This window comes from Rhizobacter koreensis (assembly GCF_013366375.1).
GTDB classification, from domain to species: Bacteria; Pseudomonadota; Gammaproteobacteria; order Burkholderiales; family Burkholderiaceae_C; genus Schlegelella_A; species Schlegelella_A koreensis.
On sequence record NZ_JABWMJ010000001.1, the window covers coordinates 620,317 to 640,051 of the forward strand.

General features: G+C 66.9%; 19 protein-coding genes. 11 read left to right on the forward strand and 8 right to left on the reverse strand.

Annotation, left to right across the window (positions count from 1 at the left end):
* Positions 1 to 16: 16 nt before the first annotated feature.
* The 4 genes from HQN59_RS02670 to HQN59_RS02685 all read right to left on the reverse strand — a co-directional run bounded on the left by HQN59_RS02670 (position 17) and on the right by HQN59_RS02685 (position 2,696).
* Positions 17 to 325, reverse strand: a complete 309-nt coding sequence (locus HQN59_RS02670) for a putative quinol monooxygenase (RefSeq protein ID WP_176065761.1) — start codon at positions 323 to 325, stop codon at positions 17 to 19.
* 123 nt (positions 326 to 448) lie between these two features.
* The gene (locus HQN59_RS26975; RefSeq protein ID WP_176065763.1) at positions 449 to 781 is read right to left on the reverse strand and encodes an FmdB family zinc ribbon protein; all 333 of its coding nucleotides are present in this window, start codon (positions 779 to 781) and stop codon (positions 449 to 451) included.
* Between the two features lie 48 nt (positions 782 to 829).
* A complete protein-coding gene (locus HQN59_RS02680; RefSeq protein WP_176065765.1) occupies positions 830 to 2,002 on the reverse strand; it encodes a zinc-dependent alcohol dehydrogenase in 1,173 nt (390 codons plus the stop codon).
* A 13-nt stretch (positions 2,003 to 2,015) separates the two neighbouring features.
* Positions 2,016 to 2,696, reverse strand: coding sequence for an SRPBCC family protein (locus HQN59_RS02685; RefSeq protein ID WP_176065767.1), 681 nt, complete (start codon positions 2,694 to 2,696; stop codon positions 2,016 to 2,018).
* A 394-nt stretch (positions 2,697 to 3,090) separates the two neighbouring features.
* On the opposite strand from HQN59_RS02685, the gene HQN59_RS02690 reads away from it, so the two are divergent.
* The gene (locus tag HQN59_RS02690; RefSeq protein ID WP_176065769.1) at positions 3,091 to 5,022 is read left to right on the forward strand and encodes a PAS domain-containing protein; all 1,932 of its coding nucleotides are present in this window, start codon (positions 3,091 to 3,093) and stop codon (positions 5,020 to 5,022) included.
* 75 nt (positions 5,023 to 5,097) lie between these two features.
* On the opposite strand, the gene HQN59_RS02695 is transcribed toward HQN59_RS02690, so the two are convergent.
* Both HQN59_RS02695 and HQN59_RS02700 read right to left on the reverse strand, forming a co-directional pair.
* Complete coding sequence (locus tag HQN59_RS02695; RefSeq protein WP_176065771.1) at positions 5,098 to 5,427, reverse strand: FmdB family zinc ribbon protein; 330 nt, start codon at positions 5,425 to 5,427, stop codon at positions 5,098 to 5,100.
* 74 nt (positions 5,428 to 5,501) lie between these two features.
* On the reverse strand, positions 5,502 to 6,656 hold the full coding sequence (locus HQN59_RS02700; protein ID WP_176065773.1) for a glutathione-independent formaldehyde dehydrogenase: 1,155 nt from the start codon (positions 6,654 to 6,656) through the stop codon (positions 5,502 to 5,504).
* A 142-nt stretch (positions 6,657 to 6,798) separates the two neighbouring features.
* Here HQN59_RS02700 and HQN59_RS02705 point away from each other — a divergent pair, with 142 nt between their 5' ends.
* The 3 genes from HQN59_RS02705 (at position 6,799) to HQN59_RS02715 (ending at position 9,448) form a co-directional block, all read left to right on the forward strand.
* Positions 6,799 to 7,953 (forward strand): zinc-dependent alcohol dehydrogenase, encoded by a 1,155-nt coding sequence (locus HQN59_RS02705; RefSeq protein WP_176065775.1) that lies wholly within the window; start codon positions 6,799 to 6,801, stop codon positions 7,951 to 7,953.
* Positions 7,954 to 7,963: 10 nt separating this feature from the next.
* Positions 7,964 to 8,524 carry a hypothetical protein gene (locus tag HQN59_RS02710; RefSeq protein WP_217703805.1) on the forward strand — a complete coding sequence of 187 codons (561 nt, stop codon included), beginning with the start codon at positions 7,964 to 7,966 and terminating at the stop codon, positions 8,522 to 8,524.
* Between the two features lie 159 nt (positions 8,525 to 8,683).
* Positions 8,684 to 9,448, forward strand: coding sequence for a type 1 glutamine amidotransferase domain-containing protein (locus HQN59_RS02715; RefSeq protein ID WP_176065777.1), 765 nt, complete (start codon positions 8,684 to 8,686; stop codon positions 9,446 to 9,448).
* Between the two features lie 1,128 nt (positions 9,449 to 10,576).
* Here the strand turns inward: HQN59_RS02715 and HQN59_RS02720 are convergent.
* Entirely contained in the window at positions 10,577 to 11,461 is an 885-nt protein-coding gene (locus HQN59_RS02720) for a LysR family transcriptional regulator (protein ID WP_176065779.1), read from the reverse strand.
* Between the two features lie 102 nt (positions 11,462 to 11,563).
* On the opposite strand from HQN59_RS02720, the gene HQN59_RS02725 reads away from it, so the two are divergent.
* The 7 genes from HQN59_RS02725 to HQN59_RS02755 all read left to right on the forward strand — a co-directional run bounded on the left by HQN59_RS02725 (position 11,564) and on the right by HQN59_RS02755 (position 18,618).
* A complete protein-coding gene (locus HQN59_RS02725) occupies positions 11,564 to 12,688 on the forward strand; it encodes a mandelate racemase/muconate lactonizing enzyme family protein (protein WP_176065781.1) in 1,125 nt (374 codons plus the stop codon).
* A gap of 20 nt (positions 12,689 to 12,708) precedes the next feature.
* Positions 12,709 to 13,671: a Bug family tripartite tricarboxylate transporter substrate binding protein gene (locus tag HQN59_RS02730; protein ID WP_176066290.1), complete on the forward strand. Its 963-nt coding sequence runs from the start codon at positions 12,709 to 12,711 to the stop codon at positions 13,669 to 13,671.
* 53 nt (positions 13,672 to 13,724) lie between these two features.
* A complete protein-coding gene (locus HQN59_RS02735; RefSeq protein ID WP_176065783.1) occupies positions 13,725 to 14,768 on the forward strand; it encodes a hydroxyacid dehydrogenase in 1,044 nt (347 codons plus the stop codon).
* A 43-nt stretch (positions 14,769 to 14,811) separates the two neighbouring features.
* Positions 14,812 to 15,489, forward strand: a complete 678-nt coding sequence (locus tag HQN59_RS02740) for an RraA family protein (protein WP_176065785.1) — start codon at positions 14,812 to 14,814, stop codon at positions 15,487 to 15,489.
* A 62-nt stretch (positions 15,490 to 15,551) separates the two neighbouring features.
* Positions 15,552 to 16,526, forward strand: a complete 975-nt coding sequence (locus HQN59_RS02745) for a tripartite tricarboxylate transporter substrate binding protein (protein WP_176065787.1) — start codon at positions 15,552 to 15,554, stop codon at positions 16,524 to 16,526.
* A 292-nt stretch (positions 16,527 to 16,818) separates the two neighbouring features.
* On the forward strand, positions 16,819 to 16,965 hold the full coding sequence (locus tag HQN59_RS02750; protein ID WP_176065789.1) for a hypothetical protein: 147 nt from the start codon (positions 16,819 to 16,821) through the stop codon (positions 16,963 to 16,965).
* Between the two features lie 111 nt (positions 16,966 to 17,076).
* Entirely contained in the window at positions 17,077 to 18,618 is a 1,542-nt protein-coding gene (locus HQN59_RS02755; protein ID WP_176065790.1) for a tannase/feruloyl esterase family alpha/beta hydrolase, read from the forward strand.
* A 486-nt stretch (positions 18,619 to 19,104) separates the two neighbouring features.
* Here the strand turns inward: HQN59_RS02755 and HQN59_RS02760 are convergent, their stop codons facing one another.
* Complete coding sequence (locus HQN59_RS02760) at positions 19,105 to 19,683, reverse strand: 2OG-Fe(II) oxygenase (protein WP_176065792.1); 579 nt, start codon at positions 19,681 to 19,683, stop codon at positions 19,105 to 19,107.
* Between the last annotated feature and the right edge of the window lie 52 nt (positions 19,684 to 19,735).

Genomic DNA, 19,735 nt, shown 5'->3' on the forward strand with positions numbered 1-19,735 from the left:
GCGCGCACCGCCTGCTCTACGCGGGCTGCTTTTCCGCGACGACATCGAGTTGCTCGATCGTGGGTTTCTCGAAGAGCACCCCGGTGTTCTCACCGAGCGCTTTCGCGACATCCCCCGACAGGTGCGCCTGGCGCCCGTCTTCGTCCGGAAAGGCGTCGAAGATGCCGAACGACGAGGGTCCGAACTGGATCCCGAACCACCTGAGGGTCTTGGGCTCGCCCTCGACGATCGACAGCCCCTGGTTCAAGAAGCCGCGGACGTCGTCCTCCCTGCCGGGCAGTGCTTCGAGGCGTACCAGAAGCGCTTTGCTGACTTGTGTGGCCATCTTGGGTCTCTCCGTTGCTCGGTTCGTGTTGTCGCGACGATCAGAATGCGCCTGTGGCCGCCTCGTCGACCGTCCGATCCTGCTCGCCGCAGCCCCTGCTCACCGCTATGGTCCGGACCGCGCTCAGCGTCCGCTTCGACGCAGCGGCCCGCTCGACGAGAACACATGGCCGCCCTTCGAAGACAGTGCGCTCGGCATGGGCCACCGGCGCACGCAACAGCCGCAGCCGGCGGGATGGGCCGCCATCGTAGGGCGTCGGCTGCTCGCATGACGCTCGTTCGCGGCGAGGGCGCTGCGCCGGGTCGGGTCCATGTCGGCGATGGCCGGCGCACTGACGAGCCTCCGCGCCGCCCCGTTGCCGCAGCCCGGGCATGCGCATGGATCACGGAACTGCGCCATGGACCGCATCGCCGTGAACGGCCCGCACGCCAGGCACTGATAGTCGTAGATCGGCATGGCATCCTCGATGCGTGAGGCAGTGGAGAGAGGGGCTACGGAGCGCCGTCAAGGTGCGAACACCGCGCGGACGCAGCCGTCGGTCTTGTGCTTGAACATCTCGTAGCCGCGCGGCCCGTCCTCGAGTGAAAAGCGGTGCGTGGCAAGGTAGGCGGGGTTCAGCTCACCCTTCTGGGCATGTGCGAGCAGCCGGTCCATGTAGGCCTGCCCATGCTGCTGGGCGGTGCGCACCGTCATCCCCTTGTTCATGATCGCGCCCATCGGGAACTTGTCGATCAGCCCGTAGACGCCGAGCACCGACAGCGTGCCGCCCTTGCGGCAGGCCATGATGGCCTCGCGCAGCGCCTGGCCGCGGTCGGTCTCCAGGCGCAGCGCCTGCTTGACGCGGTCATAGGCGTATTGCGGTCCGGTCCCGTGCGCCTCCATTCCGACCGCGTCGATGCAGGAGTCGGGGCCGCGTCCGCCCGTCATCTCCTTCAGCGTCTCCAACACGCTGTCAACCTGCGTGTAGTCGATCGTCTCGGAGCCGGCGTGTTCGCGCGCCATTTGCAGTCGCTCGGGGAACCGGTCGATCGCGATCACCCGCTCGGCCCCCATCAGCCGTGCGCTCTGCTGCGCCATCAGGCCGACCCCGCCGCAGCCCCAGACGGCGACGGTGTCGCCCGGCTGGATGTCGCAGAAGTCGGCGCCCATGTAGCCGGTGGGCGCCGCATCGGATAGAAACAGCGCGGTCTCGTCGGCCACTCCCTCGGGAACCTTGAAGCAGTCGTTGTCTGCGAACGGTATGCGCACGTATTGCGCGTGCGCGCCGGCGTAGCCGCCGAACGCGTGGGTGTAGCCGTAGATGCCCGCCGTGTGATACCCGCCGAGCAGCGGCTCCTGCAGTTCGGGCTTGGGGTGCGTGTTGTCACACAACGAGTACATGTTGTGCCGGCAATACCAGCATTGACCGCAGACGATGAACGACGGGACGACCACGCGGTCGCCCTTCCGGATGCGCGTCACCCGGGACCCGACATCCTCGATCACGCCCATGAACTCGTGGCCGATCACGTCGCCCGCCTTCATCGTCGGGATATAGCCGTCGATGAAGTGGAGGTCCGAGCCGCAGGTGGTCGACAAGCTGACGCGCAGGATGGCGTCGTGGGGGTTGACGATCTCGGGGTCACGCACCGTGCCGACGCGCAGGTCGTTGACGCCGTTCCAGTAGAGCGCTCGCATGATCTGGTCTCCCTCAGTGCGTGTCGGCGCGCGCAGCGGGCTGGCGCTCGGTGGTCGGGATCTCACCGGCCTCGACGAGGCTCTTGAAGCGCCGCAGCGCCCGATCCGCCATCAGCTCGAGCGGCGTGGTGCCGAGGAGCTTGACGGCCGCATGGCTGAGCGAGCCACCGGGCGGAGCGAAGCGGACGTGCAGGGTCGTGACGGTCCCGCGGTCTCCCTGCGCAGGGTGGAAGCGGACCGAGCCTTCGTTCGGGACCGGCGCGCTGGCGAGCGAGCGCCACCCGATGCTGCCGTCGGGGCCGTCGTCCACCGTTTCGGAGTCCCACTCGAAGGCCGGGGCGAGCGGCCCGCTGACCTTCCAGTGCATGCGGCCCTCGCCGGTCTCGCGCACGGTCGCGAAGCCGGCCATCAGCTGCGGCAGCGTCGTCGGGTCGAGCCAGCAGCGGCGAAGCTCGTCCGGCCCCTTGCCGATGGTGATCGAGCGCGCCACCTCCGGCTCGCCGCCGGAGGCGCCGTGCTGTCCGCTTGCGCCCGCTTTTGCGCGGTCGTGCTGCATGCCGCGCACGGCTCCTGCCGTCGCCACGCCCGCAGCCGCGGTGAGCGCGAGCGCCATGCCGCGCTTCTTGCGGCTTCCCAGCCCGGCCACGAGCGCGGCGGTGCCGAGCGCGATGGGGATCCAGCCGATGCCTCGCATCGACCGGCTTGCCCACGCGTCGGGGGAAGGGCGGCCGGAGCGCGATGACTCGCCTCGTCGCCCGGCCACGTTGCCGCTTGCCATGCTCGACCCCTTCCTGATCACGGCCGGATCCCGACGACCCGGCACCCTCACGAGGCGATCGGGAGTGCCGATGCCACGCGCAAGGCTGACCCCATCGATGCGGCGCGCGTATCCGGTTGATGCCTAGGGGGTGTCCCCGGACTTGGAACCCCCGAGAAGCCGAGAGCGCGGCACCCGATTGCCGCGCCGGCCATCTGCATTCGATGACCTGCCGCAAACAGGCATTGTTCTTGCCGCACCCGCTTTGCTGTTCAATGACCTCCCAGGAAAATGCGCGACCTCTTGCGACGCACGTGCGGTATGCCGGGACGTGCGCACGGTCGCCGGGCAGGCCTGCGGCACGTGGCATCCGATGGCGGTGCCGGCGCGCGGGAGTGCCGCGGTGCCTGACGCACCAGGGGCCGTCCGTGGATCAAGCGATCCGAAGCGCGCAGGCGAACGGATCGCCGTCGAATTGCGGGAACTCGCCAGTCCGCTGCGGTTTCTCGAGGCGACGCTGTCGTCCATTCCCGACTTCGTCTACGCATTCGATCGGCAGAAAAGGTTCGTCTATGCCAACGAGGCGATGCTGGCGCTGTTCGGCCATCCCGCCGGCGGGTTGCTGGGCAGGAACTTCGCGGAGCTGGGCTACCCGGGCGAACTGACCGACCGGCTCAACGCGCACATCGACCGCGTCTTCAAGGACGGAGTGACCATCGAGGACGAGGTCTTCTACCGCAGCCCGACGGGCTACGCCGCCTACTTCGCCTTTCTGTGGGGGCCAGTGCGTGCCGACGACGGCTCGATTCCGCTCGTCGTGGGCGTGTCGCGCAATACGACGAAGAAACGTGCGTTCGTCGAGGCGCTGAAGCAGAGCGAGGCGCGCCTGCGCGCCGCGACCGAACTGGTCGGACTGGGCGTGTATTCCTGGGACCCGGTCACCGGCGCGCTCGACTGGGACGAACGCGTGCGCGCGATGTGGGGCCTCGCGCCCGACGCGCCGGTCGACATGGAGGTCTACCGGGCGGGAATCCATCCGGACGATTGGAACCGCGTCCGCGATGCGATCGCTGCGTGCGCCGATCCGGCGGGAGACGGCCGCTACAAGATCGAATATCGGGTGCTGGGGCGCGACGGCGTGATGCGCCACATCGCCACTGCCGGCCGTACGACGTTCGAGGATGACCGCGCTGTGAACTTCATCGGTGCGGCCATCGACGTCACGGCGCAGCGCCGCTCCGAAGCCGCCATCCGAGCCAGCGAGGCGCAGTTCCGCAGCTTCGCCCAGCACAGCAGCAACCTGATCTGGATCGGCGACTCGGCCGGGCGCAGCATCACCTATCGCAGTGCCGCCTTCGAGAGGATCTGGGGGTCGTCATTCAAGAGCGCGCCCACGACGTTCGCAGGTTGGCTGCAGGTCGTTCATCCCGACGACCGAAAGCAGGTCGAACGCGCGCTCGCGGCCGTCCAGGCAGGCGAGGTCGCGCAGTACAACTACCGCATCGTCCGTCCGGCCGACGGCACGATCCGCTGGCTCCGCGACACCAGCTTTCCGATTTTCGACGACGCGGGCGAGGTGAGCCGGATCGGCGGGATCGCGGAGGACCTCACCCCGGAGGACCCTCGGCAGGTCTATGTGGTCAGTACCCGGGCGACCGAGGCGCGGCGCCTGATGACGCTGGTTCGGGCCTCCGGGTATCGCGCCCAGGTCTTCGAGAGTGCCTCCGCGTTCCTCGACGTTGCCGCGGTGCTGTCGCCCGGGTGCGTTCTCGTCGATCTGCGAGGGTCGCGGCTCCAGGGTCTCGCCGTCCCGCGCGAGCTCAGGGCGCGCTCCATCGCGCTGCCGACAATCGTGCTCGACGGGGCCGCTGCGGACGTGCCGTCGGCCGTCGCCGCGATGAAGGCGGGCGCGACCGACTACCTTCATGTCACCGACGAGGAGTCCCTGCGCACCATGCTCGCCAATGCGATGTCCGAATGTGTCGGCACGACGCGGCCGACGACCAGCGACGAGACTGCCGCCGCTCGCCTGGCACGGCTGACACCACGCGAGCGCCAGGTGCTCCGGCATCTGGTCAGCGGCGAAACCAACAAGATGATGGGCCAGCAGCTCGGCATCAGCCCACGCACGGTGGAGCTGCACCGTGCCCAGGTCATGAGTCGCCTGAACGCGAACAACCTGGCCGATCTGCTGCAGATCGCGCTCGGGGCGGGAATCGCACCGCTGACGAAGTCCAGCCCTCGGGACGGCAGGCCGGCTTAGCCGCGCCCGCTGCCACGGGTCGCGTCGCTGCGGGCGATGCACGTGTTCGATCGCGTCAGCGTCGCGCTGCAGCCATCACGGCTCGCCGCGCCGGAACGGCCCGCTCGACGTGAAGATTCGGCCGCGCCCGGACAAGGCGCCGGGCAGCGGCATTCGGCGGACGCAACAGCCGCAGCCCGCCGGGTGCGCCGGCGCCTGAGGCCGCGGGTCCGTCGCACCGGGCTCGTTGGCCGCGCCGGCGCGGCGGCCATGCGGCCCGCCGCGCGCGATCGCCGGTGCGCCGACCAATATGCGCGCCGCGTCGGCGCCGCACTCCGGGCATGCACAGAGGTCGCGGAACTGCGCCATCGGCCGCAGTGCCATGAACGGCCCGCACCCCCGGCACTCGTAGTCGTAGATCGGCATCGCGTCCTCGCGTGCGGGCTGTCCGGGAAGAGCGCAGGCAAGCCGAGCACGCGGCCACGTGCCCGGCTCGAGGATCACGCGGCGGGCTTGAGCACCACCTTGGTCCAGCCGTCGTCGCGAGCGTCGAAGTGCTGGTAGGCGTTCGGCGCCTCCCCGAGCGGCAGCTCGTGCGAGACGATGAAGGAGGGCTTCGCGCGGCCGGTCCAGATCAGGTCGCGCAGCTGCCGGTTGTACGCCTTCACGTTGCACTGGCCGGTTCCCATCGTCTGGCCCTTGAACCAGAAGAGGCCGTAGTCGAAAACGATCTCGCCCTGCTTGTAGAGCCGGTCCTGGGGCGCCGGATCCTGCGGCACGTAGACGCCGACCACGCCGATCCCGCCGGTGAACTTCACCGACTTCACGAGGTCGTTCATGACCATGTTGGGGTGCTCGTGGCCCTCGGGGTCATGCGCCTGGTAGCCGACGCACTCGCAGCCGCGGTCGGCGCCGATACCGTTCGTGAGACTCATTACCTGATCCGCCGGCGAGTCCTTGGAATCGTCGATGACCACGGCACCGATGGATTCGGCGAGCCGCAGCCGATCGGGATGCCGGTCAACGACCATGACCATGCAGGCACCCTTGATCATCGCCGAGTGCGCGGCCATGAGGCCGACCGGACCGGCGCCGTAGATGACGACCGACTCGCCGGGACGCACGCCGGCGAGCTCGGTGACGTGCCAGCCGGTCGGGAAGATGTCGGCCAGCATCACGTAATCGTTCTGCCGCTCCTGGGCGTCGGGCGGCAGCTTCAGGCAATTGAAGTCGCCGTACGGCACGCGCAGAAGGTCGGCCTGGCCGCCCCGATACGGCCCCATGTCGGCAAATCCGTAGGCGGCGCCGGCCATGTTCGGCACCACGCTTCGATCCGCCGTGGTCAGGCAGAACGCGGTCAACCCGCGCTCGCAGTTCTTGCAGAAGCCGCAGCCGATATTGAACGGAATCGCCACCCAGTCGCCGACCTTGACGCGATCGACCGCGTTGCCGACTTCGATGACCTGACCGAGGTTCTCGTGTCCGAACACACCGCCTTGCGGGAAGTCGGTCCGACCCTCGTACATGTGCAGGTCGGAGCCGCAGATGTTGGTGCTGGTCATGCGGACCAGCACGTCGGTCGCGCGCTCGATCCCCGCATCGGGCACCTGCTGCACCGAAACGTCGCGCGGGCCGTTGTAGACGACTGCTCTCATCACGTTCTCCCAATCTGGAGCCACAGGTTGCCGGAGAGCGTGGCAGGCCGTCTGCGGCCGGACCATCCGGTCGAGAACTAAGGACCCCTACGTACGGCACCGGCATTGCCAATCCAACGCCCCGTCAATGACCGGAGTCACCATGCGAGCCATGACCTACCGCGGACCGTACCGGATCCGCGTGATCGACAAGCCGATTCCAGGGATCGAGCACCCACGAGATGCGATCGTTCGCGTCACCCGCGCCTGCATCTGCGGCTCGGACTTGCACCTCTATCACGGCATGATGCCGGACACCCGCGTCGGCCAGACCTTCGGCCACGAATTCGTCGGTGTCGTCGAGGAGGTGGGGACCGACGTCCGCATGCTGAAGGTCGGCGACCGTGTCATCGTGCCGTTCAACATCTTCTGCGGGGAGTGCTACTTCTGCCAGAAGCAGCTCTTCAGCAACTGCCACAACGTCAATCCGAATGCAACCGCGGTCGGTGGCATTTACGGGTACTCGCACACCACCGGTGGTTACGACGGCGGACAGGCCGAATACGTGCGGGTGCCGTTCGCGGATGCCGGGCCGATGAAGATTCCGGACACGATCGACGACGACAACGCGGCGCTGTGCACGGACGCCTACCCCACCGGCTATCAGGCCGCCGAGATGGCGGAGATCAAGCGCGGCGATTCGGTGGTCGTGTTCGGCGCCGGACCGGTCGGTCTGTTCGCGGCGAAATGCGCCTGGTTCATGGGTGCGGGGCGAGTGATGATCGTCGATCACTACGACTACCGGCTCGAGTTCGCGAAGCGGTTCGCGCAGTGCGAGACGCTCAACTTCCGCGACGTCCGCGACCCCGTCTGGACGCTCAAGAAGGAGTCGGACTGGCTGGGCTGGGACGCGGCCATCGACGCGGTCGGGTGCGACGCGAGCGGGGACACGCTGCATCGCTTCCTTGGCATCCGGCCATTCAAGCTGCAGGCCGGCGCGGCCAACGCGCTGAATTGGGCCATCGACTCGGTGCGCAAGGGAGGTGTCGTGTCGATCATCGGCGCCTACGGGCCGCCCTTCAACCTGGTCGCGATCGGCGACGCGATGAACAAGGGCCTGACGATCCGCACCAACCAGGCGAGCGTCAAGCGCAATCTGCCGCGCTGCATCGAGCACATCGAAGCCGGGCACATCAATCCCAAGGACGTGATCACCCATCGCTTCCCGCTCGAGGACATCAGCGAGGGTTATCACATCTTCGCCAGCAAACTTGATGAATGCATCAAGCCGATGGTGATTCCGTCCACCGCACACTGAGGAGCCCGACATGGACCAACGAGTTCGTTCTTCATCGGAAGACATCCTGGCCGAACCGATCCCGGGCGGCCGATCGCTGACAACGCAGCAACGCCGGTCGGTCGACCTCGCCGGCGAGATCGACGGCTGGGGCTCCGACCTCGATCCGGCGAACCGGCCCGGCGTGCCGCGCGACAAGGCGCCTGACATCGGCGTCGAGACGCTCTACCCGCCGATCGAGCAGCAGGTGCCCAAGGTCAAGATCCACAAGTCGATCGAGCACGGCAAGCTGACGCCGGTGTTCGGCACCTCGTGCCCGCCGCAGGGGCTGAGCGGTCTGATCCGCGACCAGGCCTACCGGTTCAGCGAAGGGCAGCTGCCGCACTGGTTGATGCTGCTGCTCGCCGACCGGGTCAACGTCGTCGAAGACGTCGTTGACGACCTGGCGCGGCTGCACGTGCCCAACCTCGTCAAGGAACTGGGTCTGGCCGCGCAATGGCGCTACAACCGCGCGGGGCTCGTCAAGGGCGTCGCCATCACCGGCGTCTGTGTGGTGGGCCTGCTCGTCTTCAGGCGCTCGCGACGCACGTAGTCCGCGCAGCGTCGCGCCAGCCGCCAGGGCGGCGCTGGCACACCGGATCGTTGCGGGACCTTTCGAGGCGAGTCCGGCACGAGCGCACCGCGTGCATTCGCCTCTCCCTCAGACCAGGCCTTGCGATGGGGCAGGCCGGGATCACCAAGGAGTCAGACCATGACAAGTCATCGTCAACTGAAGGGCCGGCGCGTCGCGGTGCTCGCGGCCGACGGGTTCGAGCGCGTCGAGCTGTCGGTGCCGGTTGCTGCGCTGCGCGCCGAAGGTGCCGAGGTCGAGATCGTGTCGTTGCGCGCAGGACGCATTCGCGGCGTCAACCTGCACGAGCCCGCGGCACGCGTGAGTGTCGACCTCACCTTGTCGCAGGCGCGCGTCTCCGACTACGACGCGTTGCTCATTCCGGGCGGCTTCATCAACCCTGACCTGCTGCGCCAGTCCGAGGCCGCGCGCCAGTTCGTCCGTGAGTTCGACGCCAGCGGCAAGCCCATCGCGACGCTGTGCCACGGGCCGTGGCTGCTGTCGTCGGCCGGATTGACCGAGGGCCGGACCATGACGTCGTGGCCGGGCGTACGCGACGACATGGTCAACGCCGGGGCAACCTGGCTCGATCGTCCGGTCGTCCACGACGCGAACTGGCTCACCAGCCGCGGGCCGCAGGACATGGTGCCGTTCGTCAAGGCCTTGATCGACCACTTCGCGGGACGTTCTTCGCAGCAGCCGGCCTCTGCAGCGGGCCGCGCGGTATCGGCGCCGCAGCGAAACGCACCGCCCGCGGTCGTTCTCGACGCCATGAAGTGGCTCCCGCGCCCGTCGCTGCGCACGGCCGCGCTGATGGCCGCGGCGTTCGCGGTCTATGCGGCGACGCAGCGTCGAAGGCACGCGTCGCCGCTCGCAGGCTGGCGCGCGGCAGCCGGGCTCAGGTGAGGCGGCGGCGCCGACCCCCGCAGTCGCGCCGTCGCTACCCAGTGACGACGCACCTGCCTCACCGGCCGCCGACCTGTGGGCGGTCGCTGGAGCCTGCGGGGTCGACCTATTCGAACGAAAAGCAGAACGCGAGCGGGCGCCTCGATTTCACGGTCCCGATCTGCGCGCAGCTTCACGTACTCGCAAGCCCCAACCGCCGGGTTGCGCCGGGCCGCAATAGCCGAGGACGCTGCGCTTCGTTGCGCGTGCCAGGACGCGGAACAGCGCCAGACCGCCCAGGCGAGCGCGGCGCGAGGAGCCCAGGACGGACACGCGCGTAAAGGACGGTGAGGACCACGTTCAACAAGGTGATCCCGACCAAGACGCCACCGGCGAGCGGCTCCATCCAACGCTTGCATGACGCTCCGCAACGATGTGCTTCAAGCGTCGGCAGCTTGCGTGCCGCCACGGCCGGGCTCCGAGCTGGAGTGGCTGATCGGAGGTCAGCCCGCGGAATTCAGGTCGGCGCGCTTGCTCGCGCACGCTGGCGGCCGGCGTTCTAGGCTCGAAGCCGGTGTCAGCGGGAGAGGTCATCCCCATCTCAACGCCTGCGTGAGCGGCCGCTTGGGGAGGGGCCGTCTAGCCGCTTGAATGTCGCTCTTGGGCCGTGAGCTAACGACCGCGCGCCTCGACGGCCTTCCGGCAAGCAGCCCTTCATCCTTGGACCGCTCCAGACCTGCCGTTGGTCACCGGCTCGAGCCGGCCATCAGCGGTCTTCGGATCGCGCACGAAGGTCTGGGCGCTCAACGCCTTCCACCGACAGCTTCGGGAGGTCCACCGGCAGTCCGGGTCGGCTGGACTCGGCCAAAAGCAGACATTCAGGCGACTGCTAGGCGCACGGCCAGTCGCCGAGGGCTGCTCGCCCTGCTTCGTGTGATGCGACGCGGTTGCCCGTGGAACAGGTTCTGCTATTCGCGCGCGGCAGCACCGGGACACCTCAGCAACCGCGCTGTTCGACACCAAGGATGCTGGCCCCGGAAGTGTGCGGCGCGTTCCAAGAGCAGAGCGCCGTAGCTCTGCCCGAACTGCAGGCAGGCTGATTCAGAGTAGTTGTTGAACTTCGGCGAAAGTGCGATCTGCCGGTACTGCTCAGGTCGATTCCGGTGCACGAGCCATTTCGGCGCGAACCAACGAGTAAAGCGCCTGGGCCAGAGGCAGCCGCGGGGACGACCTCAACCAAACCATGCCTACCCGGCGCGACGGGCAAGGCGCCGGCAGGGGCCACCGCTTGACACGCCGGTCTGGCCGCCCCGGCCAGTCGGGCAGCACAGCGACCCCAAAACCTTCGGACACCAACACGGAAATCTGTTCGATGCCGTCCAGCTCGAATTGCACCTTCGGCCTGACCCCGCGACCTTTCAAGTAGTCGGCTGCAAGCCTGCCGCCGACGACCTCCCGGTCGTACTGGATGAAGGGCTCCCGTGCCGCCGCCAATAGCGGATCATCGACGCGCAGGCGCCTCGGCGCGAGAAGAATCAAGGGCTCGTCCCGGATCGAGCACCAAGCGCATGTCTTGGGCAAGTCGAACAACGGATGCACGAGCAGGGCTGCATCGAGGTCACCCGACAAAACGCGATCGAGCAGGGTGGATGACGTCCCGGGGACGACATAGATCCGGATGCCCGGATACGCCAGCGACCACGCGCGCATCAGCGGCGGCAACAGCCCTGCCAGGGCGGTGGGCGTCGCTCCGAGTCGCAAAGGCCCGGAGGGCAGGCTGTCGTTGGAGGCAGCCGAACGCAACTCCGAAGCGCCGCGCACCAGACTTCGGGCTTGCCCCAGGATCCGAGACCCGGCAACGGTGGGCTTCACCGTGCGGCCTACCCTGGTGATCAGGGGGACACCGAGGTCGGACTCGAGCGCACGCAGCTGCTGAGACAGCGTCGTTGGCGCGAGATCGAGCTGCCGTGCAGCCTCGGCAATCGAGCCCGCGTCGACCACAGCGACGAAGTTCTCCAAATGCCGCGTGTCCATGAACACGCATTTTACGTCGTTAGAAACCGTCGCAGAGCGGTTTTCAAGTCGAGCGAGCGGCTGCAAAGTCTGTCCGTCGCCAGCCCACGTTCCGGAACCCGTATGCCCATCATTCAATCCATTGAAGTCTGCGTCGCGCGAGTGCCGCTCAACAAGGTGACGTATCTGTCCAACCGGACGGTGGTGGATCGTCACTACGGTCTCGTGAAACTCCGAAGCAGCGACGGCGTTGAGGGAATCGGCTTCTGCTACGTCGGCAACGCCGCCGGAGAGATCTTTCGTGTCGCCGTCGAACAGTTGCTCGGCCCGGTCTTGATCGGCAAAGACTCGCTTGCGGTCGAGGGGCTGTGGCGGGACATGTACCAGGAAGCCCTGTTGCAAGGACGAATGGGCACGGTGATGCGGGCGCTCAGCGCGCTCGACATCGCGCTCTGGGACATGAACGCGCGTGCGAGCCGGCTGCCATTGCACAAGTACCTGGGCGCGGTCGAACTGGAGTCGGTGCCCGCGTACGCCAGCGGGGGCTACTACGTCGACGGGAAGACCGCGGCGAACGTCGGCGAGGAGATGGCCAGCTACCTCGAGCTCGGGTTCAAGGCCGTCAAGATGAAGACGGGTCGCTGGTCCCCGCAGGGCGAGGCGTCCCGCGTCAAGGCCGCTCGTGAAGCCATCGGTCCGGATGTGGAGCTCATGCTCGATTGCAACAACGGCTGGATCGACACCGTTCAGGCCATGCAATACCTGCGCCGCTTCGAGGAATACGACCCGTACTTCATCGAGGAGCCCTTCAGCCCGGACGACATCGAAAGCCACGCCCGCCTGGCGAAGCTGACGCGGATTCCGGTGGCGACGGCGGAGATCGGTTACGGCCGCTGGTATCACAAGCAGCTCCTGGACATGGGGGGTGCTGCGATCCTGCAAACAGATGCTGCCGTGTGTGGTGGCATTACCGAGTGGAGGCGCATTGCCGCCATGGCGGCCGGCTACGGCGTCCAGATGTGCCCGCACTGGTTCCACGACGTGCATGCGCCGCTGGTCGCATCCACCCCGAATGCCCGGTACGTCGAATTCTTCTGGGACGACGAGGTGCTGAATTTCCGGCGCTTGCTGGATCGCCAGCTCGAGCACAAGGAAGGCCGCGTGGTGTTGCACCAGTCGCCTGGGTTGGGCTTCGGTTTCGATGAGAAAGAGGTGGCAAAGCACGGGCAGTGGACCCGGTTGTCGTGAACTCGAGCCTGGAGAGATCTATGCAAACGACTCGCCGCGCGGTACTGATTGCTTTCGCCGCATTTGCGACGTCCGTCTCTGCGCAGAACTGGCCGAGCAAGCCTGTCAGGCTGGTCGTGCCGTTTCCGGCAGGCGGCGGCACGGACCTGATCGCACGCGACCTGGCCGCAAAGCTTCAGGGCTCCGGCTACAACTTCATCATCGACAACAAGCCGGGCTCGGGCGGCAGCCTCGGCCTCGACGCCGCGGCCAAGGCTCCGGCCGACGGCTACACGCTGGTGCTGGGCCAGACGAGCAACCTCGCGATCAATCCATCGCTGTACTCCAAACTCCCGTACGACTCCGTCAAGGACTTCACGCCGGTCAGCCTCGTCGCGCGCTCGCCGCTGGTCATCGTGACCAGCACCACGGCGCCGTACAAGACGCTGGCCGACGTGGTGAAGGCTGCGAAAGACAAGCCTGACACCATCAATTACGCGAGTTCCGGCAGCGGCACCGTGGCACACCTGGCAACCGAGCTGTTCCAGAAGGCGGCTCAGGTCAAGCTCACGCACATCCCGTACAAGGGCGCGTCGCAGGGCATTACCGACGTGATGAGCGGGCAGGTGCAGCTGTACGTATCGTCCATTCCCACGCTGCTGCCCTACATCAAGAGCGGCAAGATGCGCCCCCTCGCCGCCACGTCCGCCAAGCGCTTGGACGACCTGCCGCAGGTGCCGACGGTCGACGAGTCGGGCTACAAGGGTTTCGACGCCGTCACCTGGTTCGGCGTTCTGGGCCCGGCGAACCTGCCGAAGGACATCGTCGGCAGGCTCAACGCCGACATCAACAAGGCTCTGCAGGACCCCGCGCTGAAGAAGAAGCTGGAAGACCAAGGCGCCGACGTGATGGGCAGCACCGCCGAAGCCTTCGCCCTGCTCATTCGCGACGATATGGTGCGCTGGGGCAAGGTCGTCAAGGAATCCGGCGCCAAGGTGGACTGAAGCCTCGCGCGTCGAACTTTCATATTTATTCCGCTACGACCCGACGAGACAACATGACCTCCCCGCGCCTGCACATCACCCGCTTCGCCGTCTGGATGAATCCGATCTTCGACGAATCGATGGCGGCCGATGACTCGGTCACGCTGGAGATCGCCCCGACGGACGACACCGAAGCGGCATGGGCCGCTCTGCAGCGGGCGCACATCTACCAGATCACGGCCGCCAAGGATGAACTCGTCGGGTTCCATGCACAGCAAGCACTGATCGACCGATGCCCGAACCTGCTGGCGGTGTCCTCCGTCGGCGCCGGCTACGACACGGTGGACGTCGACGCGTGCACGCGCGCCGGCATTGCCGTCGTCAGCCAGCTCGGCGGCAACGCGCACGCCGTGGCCGAGATGGCCATCGGTCTGATGCTGGCCGTCAGCCGTCGCATCGCGGAGTCCGACCGCAAGCTGCGCACGCAGCGCGGCTTCTCGCGTGAGGCGTTGATGGGCTCGGACATCGGCGGCAAGGTGCTCGGCATCGCTGGCATTGGATTCACCGGCACACGAACGGCCGAACTCGCGAAGGCCTTCGGCATGCGCGTGCTCGCCTTCGACCCTCTTCTTGCGCCGGAGGAGATCCGCCGACGAGGTGCCGAGCCCGTCGATCTGGACACGCTGCTCCGCTCCTCGGACATCGTCTCCCTGCACTGCCCACGCAACAAGGACACGCTGAATCTGCTGGATGCGAAGCGCTTCGCAAGCATGAAGAAAGGTGCCATCTTCGTCACGACTGCCCGCGGTGGCATCCACGACGAGCACGCGCTGGCAGAAGTGCTGACTTCCGGGCATCTGGCCGGCGCCGGTCTCGACGTGTGGAAACAGGAACCGCCGCCGCTCGACCATCCGCTGCTTGCCCCGGACAACGTCGTGGCCACCTACCACACGGCGGGCGTGTCTCACGAGGGTCGCCGCAACGTGACCCGGATGGCCGCGCAACAGGTGCTGCAGCTCGTGCGCGGAGAACGCCCGCCCCACCTGATCAACCCCGAAGTGTGGGACGTGTTCCAGGAGCGACGTCGCAAGGCGCTGCGGGCACTTCAGGCGTCTTGAAGCGGGTCATTCTTTTCAAACGAAATCAACGGAGACGAACACCATGAATGGATTCCAGGTTCTTCAGCGCCGCCGCCAGGTGCCGGATGCGCTCGTCGAGGCGTTTCGTGGTCTGCCGGTCGCCAACATCAGCGACTGCATGGCGCGCATGTCGGCTGGCGGCGCCCGCCTGCGCCCCATGCACAAAGGCGGTCCCTTGGCCGGCCCGGCGCTGACGGTGAGGTGCCGTCCCGGTGACAACCTGATGATCCACAAGGCGCTCACGATGGCCCGACCGGGTGATGTGATCGTGGTGGATGCGGGCGGTGACCTGACGAACGCGCTGATGGGCGAGATCATGGTGGCCAGGGCGGTGAAGAGCGGCGTGGCGGGCGTGGTTCTCAATGGGGCCGTGCGAGACAGCGAGGCGATCGGACAAGGCGACTTCCCGTTCTATGCCGCAGGCATCACGCATCGCGGGCCGTACAAGGACGGCCCGGGCGAAATCAACGTGCCGATCGCGATCGACGGCATGGTGATTCACCCCGGCGACCTGATCGTCGGCGACGCCGACGGGCTGCTCTGCGTGCCCTTCGACGACGCGCAGCAGCTGCTGGCCGCGACGCACAAGAAGATGGAAGTCGAGAAGAAGATGATGGCCGACATTGCTGCCGGCCAGCTCGATACGAGCTGGATCGACGCGACGCTCAAGCGCCTCGGCTGCAATCCCGAACCGATGTGATCGGCGCCCTTCGCCAGGGTCACCCGCTCTGACTCATTGCTCAACCTGACGACCGTACGACCATGAAGCTCTTCGAAACCTCGATGTTCCGCCGCGCGGCGCTCGCCGCGATCATGCTTGCTGCAGTGAACCTGGCGAACGCTGCCTACCCCGAACGGCTGATCACGATCGTCGTCCCGTATGCGCCCGGCGGTGCGGCCGATGCACTGGCCCGCCAGCTGGCGCAGAAGATGGGGGAGAAGCTGGGCACGACCGTGATCGTCGACAACAAGGCCGGAGCGAGCGGCACGATCGGCGCCGGGTCCGTGGCCAAGGCCCAGCCCGATGGCTACACAGTGCTGTACGACACGACGCCGTACTCGATCAACCCGCACCTGTTCGCCAAGATGCCCTTTGCGGCCGACGCGCTGAAACCGCTGTCGCTGGTGGCGCGCATCCCCAATGTCCTGATCGTGAAGGCGGACTCGCCGGTCAAGGACGTGAAGCAGTTGATTGCGAAGGCCAAGGCGGAGCCCGGCAAGGTCAACTTCGCGTCGGGCGGCAGTGGCACCGTGCAACGCCTCGCTTCAGAGCTGTTTCGCCAGCAACTGGGTCTCGACATGGTCCATGTGCCGTACAAGAGCGGAGGACCGGCGATCACCGACGTGATGGGCGGCCAGGTCGACTTCATGTTCAGCACGGTCGCGGCCTCTTCTCCGCACATCGCTGCCGGCAAGCTGCGCGGCTTGGCGGTCTCCTCGACGCGTCGCTCGCCCAAGCTTCCCGACATGCCCACGGTTGCCGAGACGGTGATCCCCGGCTACGAGGTGTACGAGTGGCACGGCATGTTCGTCCCCGCCGGCACACCGGATGCCGTGACGCGCAGGCTGCAAGCGGCGGTCGTCGACACGCTCAACGACGAAGAGGTGAAGAAGCGCTTCACCGAGCTCGGTGCAGAGCCTGTCGGTTCCACGCCGGCGCAGTTCGCAGACTACTTGAAGAAAGAGGATGCGAAGTGGTCCGAGGTGGTGCGCAAGGGCAATATCAAGGCCGACTGACGGCGCGGCGACCCCGCCTGACGGCGCCGCCGGGAGATTCGCGACGCTCAACGCCATGCACCTGCTGCAGCCTCCGCAAGTCGTCGAGCTCTCGCGCTTCACCTCACTGCCGCGTGAATTCCGGCTGCGAACGCGCAGCGTGTGGGCGGATGCAAACCGAGCGGGCCGCGCGACCGACTCAGCGGATACTGACGGTCGCCGCTTCAGGTCAGCGGAGTCAGAACCACGAGCAAAGGCGGCCGTGTGGCCATGCATGAGCACTTGAACCGAAGACGACATCAAAGGAGACCTCATGAACTCAAGCTTCCTGGCCGGAGAAACCACGAGGCGGCCGGCTGCCTTTTCCAACCTGCCCGGCCGCTTGCCGGCCATCGCCGCCTGTCTCGCTGTGGCGGCCGCTGTGGCGGGATGCAACGACGATGACGAAGTCGCAGTCTAGACAGTCCCCACCCCTTCGGAACTGCAGGCCGCATGCCCGGGCCTTGCTGGTCGCACGGTGGCCGCGGCCGCCGTTGGCCTACCAAGCGGCACCGCAACCGTAAACACTGCAGTGTTCGTCGCGGCGAACACCGCGACCACTCCGGCGTCGCCCGACTACTGCCGGCTGCTGGGCGCCATCGACCCGGTCGATCCGACAGCGCAGAAGATCAACTTCCAGCTCAACCTCCCGACGACCTGGAACGGCAAGGTCGTGCAATACGGCGGCGGCGGCTTCAACGGCACGCTCGTCACGGCGACGACCGCGCTGCGCGACGCCGCGCCCGACGACCCGCTGCCGCTCACACGAGGCTATGCGACCTTGGGCACCGACTCGGGCCACCAAGCGTCTGCCTTCGCCGCAAATGCCATCGGCCAGTTCGGCCTGAACGACGAGATGCTCGTCAACTATGGCTACGCGTCATACAGGAAGGTCAAGGACGTCGCCGTCGCGCTGATGCAGGTCTTCTACGGCAAGGGCCCTTCAAAGACGTACTACTTCGGCGGCTCAGAAGGCGGCCGAGAAGGCCTGGCGATGGCCCAGCGCTTCCCCAACGACTACGACGGCATCGTGAGCGTCGTGCCAGTCGTGCAGCTGTCGATGCTGTTCGCCTCCTACATCCCGCATGCACAGCCGCAGTTCAACGGTGGCTGGCTGAACGCGGGCAAGGTGCGGACGCTCGCGAAGTTCGTCTCCGACAACTGCGATACCCTCGATGGATTGGCCGATGGCGTGGTCAACAACTACCTCGCCTGCCCGTCGCGCGTCAACCTTCAAGGCATCCGCTGCGCCGGGGGCGTCGACGTGAGCGATGCTTGCCTGTCGGACCCGCAAATCGCCACTGTCACGGCAGTGCACACCCCGCATACGTACTCGTTCCCGCTTGCGAACGGGCTCACCAGCTATCCGCAATGGATGTGGGGCAACGAAAGCTCGCCCGACACGCTCAACGGAGTTTCCAGCGTCGGCGGCCTGCCGTTGAGCACGATGACGCGCTGGGTTACTGGCACCGCGCCGCCCACCGTGGCCGTCAATGCCATTACCGATGCTCAGCAATGGCTGTACGGGTCGAACTTCGTGCGCTATTTCATCACCCGAGATCCGACCTTCGATGCCCGCACCTACGATGCCAACAACTACAAGGCCCGCGTCCAGCAGGTGTCGGAGATCATCGACGCCAGCGACCCCAACCTATCGGCCTTCTTCACGCGCGGCGGCAAACTGATCATGCGCGAGAACATTGGCGACCTGGCGCAGAGTCCGCTGGCCGGCATCAACTACTTCAACGCGGTAGCGGCCAAGGTAGGCACGGGGACGATGGAACAGTCGGCACGGCTGTACATCTCGCCGGCGTCCAACCACAGCGGCCCGGCGGCCAGCGTCACCGACGGTTCGGCCGTGCCGACGATGGTGGACCTACTTGACCCGTTGGATCGCTGGGTGACCGCGGGCCAGCCGCCAGCCGACGCATTGACTCAAACGCGGAAGGCCACCACGGCGCCGTTTGCGCTGCAGGCGTCGCGCCCGATGTGCCGCTTCCCGAACTATCCGCACTATGTGGGCGGGGACGTCAAGCTGGCGGCGAGCTACGTCTGCGCTGCTTCGCAGTTGTAGAGGGCGCGCTTTCCCAATCCCACTGCCCCGTTGCAGTTCTGTGTGAAGCGCAGGCCTACCGATTCAAGCACTGCTCAACGTGGACCTTTGTGACGCCGACTGACGGCTGAGCCGAAGTGGCCACGGGCCGCTGTTGACCGGCACGAGCCTAAGCGGCCATCAGGTTCGTCGCCGGGAAGCCGACCTTCCCCGGCATTTCGATGCCGAGTTTCGAGTGCGTCGCGAAAGACCGCTGATGGCCGAGTCCTGGCGGACCTGACTGTCCGCTTGCTGGGGGCGAAGCGCGGAGCCGTGAGGCCGGGTTGTCCGGCAGCTTCCGGCGATCCCGGACGGCCGCTGTGGGTCGTGAGCCGACGCCCCACCGAACGAGCCCGGCGCGACATGCAGGTCGCTGCACCCCAGGCGTTCCCGGCCGTCGCTCGATGAGGCTGGTGCCTCCTGCAATCCGCTCTCGTTAGGGCCGTTCGTCGCCCGCGGCCCCACGATTCACTTGAACGGGGGGCCGGCGAGCCAGCTCACCAGCGAGAAGCGGACGCCGCTCGTCACCGGGCGGACGTCGTGGCACATGAACGAGGGGAACACGGTCATGGTTCCCTGATCGCGCGGCGCCACGAACTCGGGGTAGATGAGGAGGTCGCCGCCGGCGTAGCTGTCGGGCGGCGACAGCTGGACCGTGAGGCTGAGCTTGCGCTCGGCCAGCAGCCCGGGGCCGATGTCGAAGTGCGGGCCGTAGTACTCGCCGACTTCGTAGCGCGTGAACTGGAATCCTTCGCGGAACTGGCCCACGCTGAAGCCGTAGATGGTGTTGTTGACGTCGCGGATCACCTTGTTCAGGCGCTCGAAGATCCAGTTCGTGTCCTTGGTATGACCGATGAAAACGGCGGACGACTTGCGGATGCCCTCCGATTGCGCGAGGTCGAGCGTGTCGACCAGAGCCGGCTGCAGCTGCGGTGTGTAGGTGGCGACGATCTGCGCGCATTCGTCGTGCGTGAACACCAGCGGGATCGCCGCCAGGCGGGTCTGATCCTTGAGCTCGGGGGTTCGGTTGAGCTGCGGTTTCTTCATGCGATTCGGTGAGCCGGTGCGGCGCGTCGGCGCGACCGGCGATTGTCGGGCG